This is a genomic window from Peribacillus sp. FW305-BF15 (assembly GCF_058783805.1).
Genome location: NZ_JBYSYV010000020.1, coordinates 1 through 12,266 on the forward strand (window position 1 = coordinate 1; position 12,266 = coordinate 12,266).

Below are 12,266 nucleotides of genomic sequence, written 5' to 3' on the forward strand. Positions count from 1 at the left end.
ATAGTTTTATAAATAATAACATAATCAAATGACCTAGTAAAAAAATCCAAGTTGGCTAGGTCTATTTTGTATGCATAAATTCGTCACCCAATTATTATTAGTAACCCAGAACACTCTGTACATTCTAAATACTAATAAATTAATTCAAACAAAGACATTGACTAATCGTAAGAAAGGCATGAGCCCAGTAGATTACCGGGTTCATGCCCTCAAGGCTGCCTAAGTAAATAAAGTGTCTAACTTTTTGGGTTCACTTCATTGGCGGCCTTTTGAAATACGATTCTAAGCATACTTTCATATTCAAGTGAAAAAAACCTTTAATGAACTAAAGAGGCAGTTTAGTTGAAAAACAAACTGGGATTTTTATTTGTTTTACTAGTTTGGAGAGTAGCCTATAATCGTTTTTATATAATGAGTAGTTAGAAAGAGGTTTATATGTTTCAAATTTTAAATATAGCATCAGTACCTTTTATGTTTTTAGACCATAAAATTGTCGAAAGAATAATAAGCATAATCTGCTTTTTTCTTTCTGTTTTAATATATTTTCAATTAAGAAAGATGAAGAAATAATACAATGTTAAGCTAACGAGTTAAACATTTGTCTTATTCGACTAAAGGGTGCGTTAGCTGAAGATCGGAGCTGTCTTTAAGGCGCAGCTTTTTCTTTATGCATCTATAGGGGCAGGTGCATAGGAAGTAGTAAAGTAGAGTTGAAAAAAGAATGAAATCCCTCATCCTTCATTGTTTATAAATGGTATAATAGGAAACAACTCCTAGTACAAACGTTTAAAATGCAACTCCATTAAACTGCCTGTTTTTTGAATAAGAATCACCTTGTATTTTACCATAAAATTCAAGCTTTTAATTTTTTATCCTAAGGGCAACAATCTTTTAGAAAACAGCCTAAAAAAGGGTGTAAACGGATCCTTCTAACTAAAAAAAGGTGTATAGGAATGTATTTAATTGTCGAAATAATCTAATATCATTGATGGTTGTTATAGGTTAATATTAAATAATATGGTAATTTACCGCATATAAAATGGGCGTCCGTTTAAACAACAAGGCTCAATTGAATGCAGCCAGTGGAGGGATTTTTGTGGGTATAGCTATCGAAGAAAAACCGTCATTCCTATGTGCTAATTTTGAAGATGGAGTATTAATAGAAAAGGTCCGGCAAGGAAATATGGAGGCACTAGAAGTACTGATGAAAAAATATCAATCTTTTGTAAAGATTAAGGCTAACAGATACTTCTTAATTGGGGCAGATAGAGAAGATATTATCCAAGAGGGGATGATAGGATTGTTCAAAGCCATCAGGGATTTTAATGGCGAGAAACAATCTTATTTTAAAGCGTTTGCAGAACTATGTATCACGAGGCAGATTATTACAGCCATCAAGGCAGCTACTCGTCAAAAACATACTCCGTTAAATTCTTCTATTTCGCTTGATATGCCTATATATGAAGAAAATCCGGATCATACTCTTATGGAAGTAATGACAGGCACCGTTATTTCTGATCCCGTTGCGATATTGATAGATAAAGAATCTGCTGATGACTTGGAATTAAAATTATCTGAGGTTCTAAGTCCGTTAGAAAAGAAGGTTTTGGCTTATTACTTAGAGGACCTTACTTATATAGAAATGTCTGATAAATTAAATACTCACGCCAAGTCTATAGATAATGCGTTGCAGAGAGTGAAGAGAAAATTGGAGAGTTTATTGGAACTTAGAAATAGACACGCAATAGAAGGCACATTCAATAGATAAAAGAGCCGTTTACTATTAAGTTGATCTTTTGGCCAAAGGGTTTTTAACCCTTTGGCTTTATGTGTTTGAAAACCTTAGTTATATTTAATAGTGAAATTAAAAATACAACAAACACCGGTATGGAAGGAAGGGCACTGATGTTAACAGAAATATTAAAACGATTATTCTCTCAACAAGCAAGTCACAGTTATTGCGGAAAACAAGAAGCCTATTGAATTCGATGAAGATTCCGAACAAAAACCTAAAGAGCTTGGAACCTTTAAACTAGGTGAAAAGGTAAATGTAGTAGGTCATATCATAACATTAACAAATGTACATTACACAAAGGAAAGAAACGAATTCGAAGAAACATAGCCCAAAGAAGTATTGGGATTTGATATTGAATACCAAAATGGTACAAAAGAAGAACAAGTTAGCGCAGGAGATTTTGAAGTGTATGACAGCAAAGGTGAAAAGATGGAGGTATATGTTCTCGATACATTAACCGAGAGTGTTCAAGCTGGTAAGCACGTTAACGGACCTGCTGCTTTCGGAGTAACCGGTAATGCACCTTATGAAATCTTTTTCATAGATTATACTACGGGTAGCAAAGCAAAATGGATTATGGAAGTGAAATAATCGTTTTCATGTTCATTTTTTAAAGCAGAAATTTTAGGCAAAAAGGTACTCACAACAATGGTGAGTACCTTTTATTGTAATGCCTTTTAAGTTTCAATCTTCTATATAAAAATATCAATGCATTGTTCTACAGTTGTTGCAGAGGCTAACTGTTTTGCTTTTGTAGCCAATACATCTGCCGGTTCTGTATCGAGAATAACACCAAATAAGTTTTCTATTTCATCCAAGCTTTTTTCTAAACGGGTAGAGATGATTGAAATCGCTATTTCTTTGACAAGTCTGTGTTCAGCCATGTTAATACTCACTTGAATCACCCCTTCTAATAAACTTAAATACCTATATTCGATTATCCAAGTGTTAATTCCTTTTAAGAAAAGAATATGTCGAAAAATAAATCGACACCAGTTACTTAATAATTGGCTATGTAAAAGTAATGATTGTTTTTGAGTAGTCCTGTAGTCAATTTTTGGTATCCTGATTGCATCAAAATAAAAGGGTTAATCTGATATGACTGTGGTGACTATACTGATATTGCTTCATTAAGCGATAGGAAAAGAGAATATATATTTGGGGTGTTGTCTCGCTATTTCCATTACTCAAATGCTGCACAAGACTGTCGCTTTGTCTTACAAATGTATGGATTTTATTTTTGGTTGTTATGTGCATTTTTGTCCGTCCTACAATCATCAAACTCATCGGCTGATTTTTTCTGCATGCTTCACTGTGTGCGAATAGATATCAAGCGTGATTCCACTATATCAAGTCTTTGCCTTTCCTCTTCCAAAAATTCAGTAGATTTTGGTGGAATCAATCGGTGTAACTAGTTTGTCATAGTGTATCTCTTATATTTACAAACGATTAATAAGCTTTAATATTCTGCATCGGTCTTTTTATGACAAAATCCTTAGTTTTTTCTCCATTTTTGACTAATACCATCAATTTCCGCCCTTTACATGTTATAAATGCCGTAATAACCTCCTTTATTTTCGTCTTAACTGTGACTTTTGGTTTATCTTTCATGCGAAGGAATAAAATCACATGAGTTTAACAGAGCATTTAAAATGGTCTGTTAATTTTGAGGGTAGGGTTTGCTATAAGGAATATAGCATCCCTCAAAAAAGATTTCTTGGAGGTAATGTTGATGAAATCTGGCAATAGTGATTTAAACAGACGTAATTTCTTAAAAGTTGGCGGAATGAGTACTTTAGCATTAACACTTGGTTCAACTGGGGTATTTTCTCTTGCGGGAGCTACAAAAGGATTTGCAGCGGATTTCAGCAATCCAACAAGTGGATTTGGTGGCTATGGCCCATTAGTAAAAGATCCAAATGGAGTTCTTGATCTGCCAAGGGGATTTCATTACAAAATGCTTTCAAAAACTGGTGATATCATGCCTAATGGTGACCTTGTCCCATCTGCTCACGATGGAATGGCTGCCTATAAAGGGGAAAAGGGTACAACCATTCTTGTAAGAAACCATGAAAATGGGACAAATTCAGATTACCCTGTAAACGGGAAAAAACCTTGGAGCGCTGGTGCTGCCGGCGGCACAACCACAATAATCGTTGGACAAAATAACAAGGTCATTGATCAGTATGTATCAAGTTCAGGTACGATCCGTAACTGTGCGGGTGGAGCTACGACTTGGGGGACCTGGTTAACAATGGAAGAAACTCGAGATATGGGACATGGCTTTGTATTTGAAGTGAATCCGCTTGACCCTGAAAACGAAATGTCAAGAACACCGATCCGTGATATGGGTTATTTCTCCCATGAAGCTGGGCATGTTGACCCTTCAACAGGAATTTGGTATTTAACCGAAGACGCAAGTCCAAGCTTCTTATACCGTTTTACACCGCATGACCGTAGTCAAAAGCTAGGTTCTCTGCAAAAGGGAGGTATCCTTGAAGCAGCAGCGATTGATGAATTGCCAGCTGCAGCTGCAAGTCAATTTAATACTGGACAAAAATTCGGGGTTGTTTGGAAAAAATTAAATCCTGAAATTGCACAGCAAGATGCTAAGGATAAAGGCTGTATTCAGTTTAGCCGCTTAGAAGGGGCTTATTTTTCTGAAGGTACTTTATGGTTTGATGATACAAGTGCAGGTTCATCACGCCTTGGCCGTGTTTATCGCTACACGCCAGCGACAAACAACTTAGAATTATTCTATGAGTCTACTGATAAAAATGATTTAGAAGCACCGGATAACATTACGATCACTCCTTGGGGAGATCTTTGGATCGCCGAAGATGGCGGCGGCAATGACCGTATGGTCGGATTAACTCCTGAAGGAAATATTTATACTTTCGCTGAGAATATGATGAACGGTTCTGAATTTGCTGGCCCTACATTTTCTCCAGATGGAAATACCTTCTTTGTGAATATGCAAACACCAGGTATCACCTTTGCGATTTGGGGACCATTTGCACGCAGAAATTCTACCCGTAGACGAGCTATGAATCAGGCTTTGCCGCCAGCAAGTCTTGCTCCTGTTGTTTCGGATAAACTTACTGCATTCGCAGAAGAACAAGGAATGTCTATATTAGAAGCAGCAGCTTTAGAGCGTCATGGCATGCCAATTTTATAAGTGATGTTCTCATTTTTTGAGTACTAACAAACCATCATGAATAGGGGGTGAGACGTTTGTTATCCAGTATCGGCATCCCTGGTTTAATTCTCATTCTAGTCATAGCGTTAATCATTTTTGGCCCTTCTAAATTACCCGAAATTGGAAGGGCTTTTGGAAACACATTAAAAGAATTTAAAAAATCGACAAATGATTTGATCAGCAATGAAAAAGAAGAAGAACCCTAACTTTGAAGAAAAAAACAATCGAATAGCTCTTGAGAAATCGAAAAGACTGGAAACTAAATAACTATTTTTATCATTTAATAGAGTAAATGCATGGAGGAAATAGTATGAATATAATAAGGAAGATTTATTTGAAGGGCTGCTTTTCGCTGGCGATGGCTGCCGCTTTTGCCGCAATTCCCGTTACGGCAGATGCGGAGGAAAAGCTCAAGGAGGGAGAGAGGTTTGAACTCACCATTCTCCAGACAAATGACTTTCATGGTCATTTGGATGACATCGTCACGCTGGATGATGGAACCGTTCATCACAATTCTGTTGCGAAGTATGCCACCATCATTGAAAGTGTGCGCAATGAAGAGGAGAATGTGCTTCTCGTCGATGGCGGGGATGTCTTCCTGCGCGGCGAGTTTCAAGCGGGTCAAGGAGAGTTGGAGACGTCCCTGTGAAAGCTTTGGACTATGATGCAATGGCTCTCGGAAACAACGACTTCCGCGTATACCCTGCCGGGGAGGGCACACCGGACAGCCGTTATGAACAGTTAAAGGATTACCATCGCAACGTAAATTTCCCCATCCTTACTGGAAATGTCATTGAAAGGAAAACAGGAAAGTACATACAGAATGTCAAGACCTGGAAGAGTTTTACTTTCTCAGGCGTTAAAGTCGGGATGATCGGCCTTACTTCGATGAAGCCGGAAATTCGGGGTTGGGATGATGTTGCAGACCTCGATTTCATCGAACCGGTTGAAGCGTTCAATGCGTTGCTTCCTGAAGTGAGTGAAAAGTCAGACGTAAACATTGTCCTTTCGCATGCTGGAAATCCCGAAGACCACAAGCTGGCTCAGGTTCCCGGAGTTTCGGCGGTAATCGGGGCAGATACACACAAGGTCATCGAAACTCCCGAATACGAATTCAACGGAGAGGTGATGGTGCCAATTACTCAAGCAGGCGGAGAACAAGAACATTATTTGTGCCGTCTTAATTTGACTTTTGAAGTCGTTGACGCCAAAATGACTTTGGTCGAATCCGATGGATTTCTCTACGACGTCACAAATGTTCCGGCTGATCCGGAGATACAAGCGATTATAGACGATTATCGTTCAGGTTTGAAAGCGCAATAATAAACTCTTCATAGTGCAATGAGGTAAGCACAAAGCGAGGTTATTCACTTTGCCCTTTCTAAATTAATGATAAAGTAAATACTGGAAGGGGGTGTACAAGTCGTTGAAAACTAATTGACTGGCGATTTTTTTATTTTTGCTCACCCGTCTTTTCCACTGACGGGAGTTGAACTTAGTGTAGAGTTTATCTGTTTAGTTTAGCTTAATTCCACTAATTAGTGTGCTAAAACGGATCGTTAGGGAACAAAGCATTTTTATGCCATTGAGATTGCGAAGATTTTCGTTTGAAATTCCATTAAATTCCCTTTTTTGTTTGCTGGAAATCGTTTGAAAGAATTCTTGATATCCATAAACAACCAGTTATTTTTTTAACCGCTGATGGTCATTATAAATAAAGAAGAAGGGGCTACTGATTACGTATGATTCGCATCATATAGTAAATGAGGTGTTAGTTAAAGACGTTTAACTTAACTACTGATAGCTTCATTAAAAAATCGATTCGAGCAAGGAGATGGTTCTCTTGCACGTAAAAGCAGAAAACTCATTCAATAATTGTCATTTATGCTTTGAAAGTTGATGAAACTTTTAAGATATAGGGGATGATTGCTTTGGATGGTAAACTCTAGTCAGATACCAGTTCTTACTCTAATGTAGATGAGGTGTTTATCGCAGAGAATTTATGCTGATTCGAAATGAAGCAAACCCCTTTTTCAGGCAGGGTGCAACGTTCCGTTGCATCCTGTTTTTATGTATTTACTTATTATCCAGACGTGAGCAATTTTATTATTCCCTTATACTCGTATGTGTTTTCATTTTACGGTAACCTGTGTGTTATAAATCAAATTCCATTTCAAACCTATTCATGGGTAAAAACAATTTCATAAAAAACGATCAGTCATTCATTTTTACTATCTTTTAAATGACCGGAACGTACGACTTTAGTTTTTAAATATTTTTCATTAAACTCGGAAATGTCTCCCCATAACGGAACTCTGCCTGCAACATTGGCACCTGAGTTTTGGAGAGCTTCTAATTTTCTCGGATTGTTGGTGATAAGAGTCACTGGATTAGAGCGCAGTTTTTTTAACACCCGAATGGCATCATCATAGTTGCGTGCATCATCCACAAATCCAAGTTCCAAATTAGCTTCCACCGTATCCAATCCTTTTTCTTGCAGAACATAAGCCATGGCTTTACTAAATAATCCGATGCCTCTTCCTTCGTGATTGGCTAAATAAAATAAAGCCCCGGATCCTTGAGTTGCAATCATTTTCATAGCCTGCTTTAATTGAAAGCCACAATCACAGCGTTTGCTTCCGAATATATCGCCAGTATGACAAATACTATGCATCCGGATAAGTGCATCAGCTGAATGTTGGAAATCTCCATACAGTAACACACTGGATTGCTGCATTTCCGCTAAGTTGGAAGAAGCTAAAGTTTCAATGATCTTTTCTATATTATAAGTGCCGTCACCACAAAAATGACCCGCCATATTCTCACATCGTAACCAGCAATACCACTGGAATATAATTGTTTCGCCCTCTAAGTTTACGGGTAATTTGATTGGGCCGACTAAATATATGGATGTTTCATCACTTTTAATAACGTTAATTTTATCTTCTAATATCAAAGCCACTTTTTCATTAATCATATAAACTTCCTCCCGAAAATAATTCTAATACTACGATTCATTTCATATTGTACCCAATCCACTCTTTTGTGAATCTTTGATTTTAAATAGAAAAAAAGCTCCAAATGTACTAAAACGAAAGACAATAGCAAAAGGTTAACCTCATCTTTGGTGTGAAAGCCCAAGACCATTTCTTATTTGAACAGTAACTCATATAACCTCAATAAAGCCACAGCACGGATTTTTCAAATGGAATTCGATTAAAAACACTGTATCTCTTAATTTCAGTAAAAAGGATTGAGAAGCATTATTGCATCAATGGTATTTGGATTAGAAAGAAGTTTGTCTAGCTGCCTGTTTACCCATGAAAATTATGTCTTTCCGTAGGAAATGTCCTGCGAAGTCTTTGCAAAGTTTTGCATCTTTCTTTTTCTAATATGGAAGGGACATTATGTTTACATTCCTGGTCATTTGTTGTATTTACGTTTATTTTACAGACTTCATCTAAGGAAAATGGTGATTTTTTAGATGATATTTACCTTGCAGAATGATTTGGATTGTTGAAAATGCGGATACATCCATTGTCTTTCACGCTCAACGATTTTCCTTGTTTTCGTAAAATTGGAAACAATTAAAAAAACTTCTTCAAATGAAAACAAAAGTGTTATACAATAAAACAAACACAAATAAAGATAAACGGGGGTAAAACAAAATGGTTAATAATTTATGGAATGATAAAGAAGCGTCAAAAGTGACATCTGGAGTAGAAGAACTGGTATATCGGTCTAATTTAATCGGTACAGATCGAGCCGTCTGCAACTGGGGAGGCGGCAATACATCCATGAAAACATTGGAAAAGGATTTTCGTGGCCGGGAAATTGAAGTCATGTGGGTTAAAGGAAGCGGTTCCGACCTTGCAACAATGAAAGCGGGCAATTTCACAGGTTTGAATCTAGCGGATATTCACCCTTTAATCGAGCGTGATGACATGCCTGATGCAGATATGGTTGAATATTTGTCACACTGCATGATCGACAGTAAGCATCCACGTATGTCGATTGAAACTTTACTTCATGCCTTCCTTCCCTTTAAACATGTTGACCACACACATCCAGATGCAATTATTAGTCTTTGCTGTGCAGACAATGGAAAAGAAGTCGCCAATGAAATTTTCGGTGATCGTTTTGTCTGGGTACCATATGAGCGCCCTGGCTTCACTTTGTCTAAAATGATCGCAAAAGGTGTGAAAAATAACCCGCAAGCCGAGCTTGTTTTAATGGAAAAACACGGATTGGTTACTTGGGGTGAAACATCGAAAGAAGCCTATGAAAAAACCATATCGATCATAACGGAAGCAGAAGAGTTTATTAAAAGCCGCCAGCATGAAGAAGATGCATTTGGTGGACAGGCATTTGACTCTTTACCTGAAGCAGAGCGCAAAAAGGTACTTGCTTCGATTATGCCGGTTATCCGCGGTGCTGTGGGCGAGGAGAAAAAAATGCTTTTAACCTTTGACGATGCAGATGATGTCCTGCAATTTTTGAACAGCAAAAATGCGGCAGCCTTATCACAAGTCGGTGCCGCTTGCCCGGATCACCTTGTACATACAAAAATGAAGCCGCTTTTCATTAACTGGGATCCTCAAAATGAACGGACTGAATCCTTGGTGGAAAAAGTTAAAACGGGTATTCAACAATATAAGGAAGAATATAAGCAATACTTCGAGCGCAATAAAAACGGAGGCGATGTGATGTTTGAGGCGGCACCACGAGTTATTTTGATTCCAGGTGTCGGAATGGTCAACACAGGCAGAAACGTAGCCATGGCTAACGTGAGCGGAGCACTTTACCATCGAGCGATTGCGGTTATGAAAGGGGCAACAGCACTTGGCGAGTTCGTATCTCTCAGTGAAAATGAGTCATATAACGTTGAATACTGGCCACTTGAGCTTTATAAATTGTCTCTTTCGCCGGCAGAAGCGGAGTTCTCACGCAAAGTAGCCTTCATTACAGGCGGTGCGGGCGGTATTGGCAGCGCAACAGCACGGCGTTTAGTTTCTGAAGGTGCCCATGTAGTTCTAGCTGATTTAAATATTGAAGGTGCTGAAAAAGTTGCGGATGAAATCAATAAAGAATACGGGGAAATACGTGCTGCAGCTTTTAAAATGGATGTTACTAGTGAAGAGCAGGTACAGGATGCCTTTGAGAAATCAGCTCTTACATTTGGGGGAATTGATATTATCGTCAACAATGCCGGCCTTGCCACATCCAGCCCGTTTGATGAAACAACCTTAAAAGAATGGAACCTAAACATGAATGTACTGGGCACAGGCTATTTCCTTGTAGCACGTGAAGCTTTTAAGCAAATGAAACAACAGGGTATAGGAGGAAATATGGTATTTGTGGGATCGAAAAACTCTGTTTACGCTGGAAAAAATGCTTCTGCTTACAGTTCAGTCAAAGCACTTGAAACACATCTAGCACGATGCATTGCAGTGGAAGGCGGGGATTTCGGAATCCGTGTTAATTCTGTTTTGCCAGACGCCGTATTACAAGGATCTTCCATTTGGGGATCGGGTTGGCGTCAAGAGCGTGCCGCTGCATACGGAATAGAACCAGACCAGCTTGAAGATCATTACAAAAAACGTACGACATTGCTAGTAAACATATTCCCGGAAGACATTGCTGAGTCCATAGCGTTTTTCGCTTCATCAAAAGCAGACAAAACAACGGGTTGCATGGTCACTGTAGACGGCGGTGTACCTGGAGCTTTTAATCGCTGAATAGGTTTTGCCTGTTTTCTTGGATTTTGTTGCTTTAAGTGGAGGGTTTGTCATAGGTGGAATCAATCTATCCAAAAATAATAGATTAAGTATGCACTTCCCATTATGGTAAGTGAAGAATATGTGAAAAGGTAGTAGGAATCATGGAGTAATCAATTCAATCCGTTAAAAGGATGGGACGATATGACAATTAAAGAACAGTACGAAACAGCGAAACAAGCGTATGCGAATTGGGGAATTGATGTTGATGCGGCACTCGAAACACTGAAAAAAGTGCCCATTTCGATTCATTGCTGGCAGGGTGATGATATTGTTGGATTTGAAGTGAACAAAAGTGAATTATCTGGCGGTATTGATATAACGGGAAATTATCCAGGAAAAGCCACTACGCCGGAAGAGCTGCGCATGGATCTTGAAAAAGCGCTATCTCTTATTCCGGGGAAACATCGGGTCAATTTGCATGCCATTTATGCGGAAACAAATGGAGAAGCAGTCGAACGCGATCAGCTTGAGCCAAAGCACTTCGAAAACTGGTTGAATTGGGCTAAAGAAAACGGTCTTGGTGTGGATTTTAACCCGACACTATTTTCCCATGAAAAAGCAGCAGACGGCTTGACACTTTCTCATCCAAATGAAGAAATTCGTGAATTCTGGATTAATCATTGCATCGCCAGCCGAAAAATCGGAGAGTACTTTGGCCGTGAACTAGGCAATCCCTGCTTAACAAATATATGGATTCCAGACGGCTACAAAGATATTCCAAGCGACCGTTTGACACCGAGAAAGAGATTAAAAGAATCCCTTGATCGAATTTTTACAGCAGAAGTGGATGAAACATGTAATTGGGATGCTGTGGAAAGTAAAGTATTCGGTATTGGCTCCGAGTCATATGTCGTAGGATCGCATGAATTCTACCTTGGCTACGCACTGAAAAATAACAAGATTTGCTTAGTGGATACAGGTCATTATCATCCGACTGAAACTGTATCGAACAAAATTTCTTCGATGCTATTATACAGTGATAAACTAGCACTTCATGTTTCGCGCCCGGTTCGATGGGACAGTGACCACGTCGTAATTTTAGACGATGAGCTTCGTGAAATTGCGCTTGAAATTGTTCGCAATGATGCATTAAACCAGGTGATCATTGGCCTTGATTTCTTTGATGCCAGCATCAACCGTGTTGCTGCCTGGACGATTGGTACGCGTAATATGATTAAGGCCCTCTTATATGCCTTACTTGTACCGAACGATCATTTGAAAGAACTGCAAGAAAAAGGCGATTTTACTGAGCGACTGGCATTAATGGAGGAATTTAAAACCTATCCATTTGGTGCAATTTGGGATTATTATTGTGAAAAAATGAATGTGCCGGTAAAGGAAAGATGGCTGACGCAAGTGAAAGAATATGAACATGATGTTTTAGCAAAGCGTTAAAATAACAGGTTGTCCTGAATCCGCAAACCGATGTGTGACTAATTCCGCTGAATTAATATGGGGTCTATCGATTCGTCCCGAGTGAATGGTCTGGAAT

The 12,266-nt window shown here is 38.7% G+C and carries 10 protein-coding genes; 8 read left to right on the forward strand and 2 right to left on the reverse strand.

Features of this window, described 5'->3' with window-relative positions; all coding sequences use genetic code 11:
- The first annotated feature begins 1,039 nt into the window (after nt 1-1,039).
- Nucleotides 1,040-1,768 carry an RNA polymerase sporulation sigma factor SigH gene (gene sigH / locus AC3WLU_RS19490; protein ID WP_440438278.1) on the forward strand — a complete coding sequence of 243 codons (729 nt, stop codon included), beginning with the start codon at nt 1,040-1,042 and terminating at the stop codon, nt 1,766-1,768.
- 432 nt (nt 1,769-2,200) lie between these two features.
- Nucleotides 2,201-2,386 carry a hypothetical protein gene (locus tag AC3WLU_RS19495; protein ID WP_492597762.1) on the forward strand — a complete coding sequence of 62 codons (186 nt, stop codon included), beginning with the start codon at nt 2,201-2,203 and terminating at the stop codon, nt 2,384-2,386.
- 101 nt (nt 2,387-2,487) lie between these two features.
- Here the strand turns inward: AC3WLU_RS19495 and AC3WLU_RS19500 are convergent, their stop codons facing one another.
- A complete protein-coding gene (locus tag AC3WLU_RS19500) occupies nt 2,488-2,679 on the reverse strand; it encodes a hypothetical protein (protein WP_142398307.1) in 192 nt (63 codons plus the stop codon).
- 848 nt (nt 2,680-3,527) lie between these two features.
- On the opposite strand from AC3WLU_RS19500, the gene AC3WLU_RS19505 reads away from it, so the two are divergent.
- From AC3WLU_RS19505 to AC3WLU_RS19520, 4 genes are all read left to right on the forward strand, one after another.
- Nucleotides 3,528-4,973 carry an alkaline phosphatase PhoX gene (locus AC3WLU_RS19505; protein ID WP_492597763.1) on the forward strand — a complete coding sequence of 482 codons (1,446 nt, stop codon included), beginning with the start codon at nt 3,528-3,530 and terminating at the stop codon, nt 4,971-4,973.
- A 56-nt stretch (nt 4,974-5,029) separates the two neighbouring features.
- A complete protein-coding gene (gene tatA / locus AC3WLU_RS19510; RefSeq protein WP_268564832.1) occupies nt 5,030-5,200 on the forward strand; it encodes a twin-arginine translocase TatA/TatE family subunit in 171 nt (56 codons plus the stop codon).
- Nucleotides 5,201-5,304: 104 nt separating this feature from the next.
- Nucleotides 5,305-5,643, forward strand: coding sequence for a hypothetical protein (locus AC3WLU_RS19515; RefSeq protein WP_492597764.1), 339 nt, complete (start codon nt 5,305-5,307; stop codon nt 5,641-5,643).
- Nucleotides 5,640-6,317 (forward strand): metallophosphoesterase, encoded by a 678-nt coding sequence (locus AC3WLU_RS19520; RefSeq protein ID WP_492597765.1) that lies wholly within the window; start codon nt 5,640-5,642, stop codon nt 6,315-6,317. The genes AC3WLU_RS19515 and AC3WLU_RS19520 overlap by 4 nt, the downstream gene beginning before the upstream one ends.
- Nucleotides 6,318-7,212: 895 nt before the next feature.
- On the opposite strand, the gene AC3WLU_RS19525 is transcribed toward AC3WLU_RS19520, so the two are convergent.
- The gene (locus AC3WLU_RS19525; protein WP_413002683.1) at nt 7,213-7,971 is read right to left on the reverse strand and encodes a GTP cyclohydrolase II; all 759 of its coding nucleotides are present in this window, start codon (nt 7,969-7,971) and stop codon (nt 7,213-7,215) included.
- Between the two features lie 691 nt (nt 7,972-8,662).
- Here AC3WLU_RS19525 and AC3WLU_RS19530 point away from each other — a divergent pair.
- Complete coding sequence (locus tag AC3WLU_RS19530; RefSeq protein WP_413002685.1) at nt 8,663-10,732, forward strand: bifunctional aldolase/short-chain dehydrogenase; 2,070 nt, start codon at nt 8,663-8,665, stop codon at nt 10,730-10,732.
- Nucleotides 10,733-10,915: 183 nt separating this feature from the next.
- Complete coding sequence (rhaA, locus tag AC3WLU_RS19535; RefSeq protein ID WP_413002687.1) at nt 10,916-12,169, forward strand: L-rhamnose isomerase; 1,254 nt, start codon at nt 10,916-10,918, stop codon at nt 12,167-12,169.
- Nucleotides 12,170-12,266: the final 97 nt, after the last annotated feature.

Excerpts from the sequence above, each read along its gene's own strand:
- sigH (WP_440438278.1), top strand. The coding sequence starts at position 1,040 with ATGGGCGTCCGTTTAAACAACAAGGCTCAATTGAATGCAGCCAGTGGA.
- AC3WLU_RS19500 (WP_142398307.1), bottom strand. The coding sequence starts at position 2,679 with ATGGCTGAACACAGACTTGTCAAAGAAATAGCGATTTCAATCATCTCT.
- AC3WLU_RS19505 (WP_492597763.1), top strand. The coding sequence starts at position 3,528 with ATGAAATCTGGCAATAGTGATTTAAACAGACGTAATTTCTTAAAAGTT.
- AC3WLU_RS19515 (WP_492597764.1), top strand. The coding sequence starts at position 5,305 with ATGAATATAATAAGGAAGATTTATTTGAAGGGCTGCTTTTCGCTGGCG.
- AC3WLU_RS19525 (WP_413002683.1), bottom strand. The coding sequence starts at position 7,971 with ATGATTAATGAAAAAGTGGCTTTGATATTAGAAGATAAAATTAACGTT.
- AC3WLU_RS19530 (WP_413002685.1), top strand. The coding sequence starts at position 8,663 with ATGGTTAATAATTTATGGAATGATAAAGAAGCGTCAAAAGTGACATCT.
- rhaA (WP_413002687.1), top strand. The coding sequence starts at position 10,916 with ATGACAATTAAAGAACAGTACGAAACAGCGAAACAAGCGTATGCGAAT.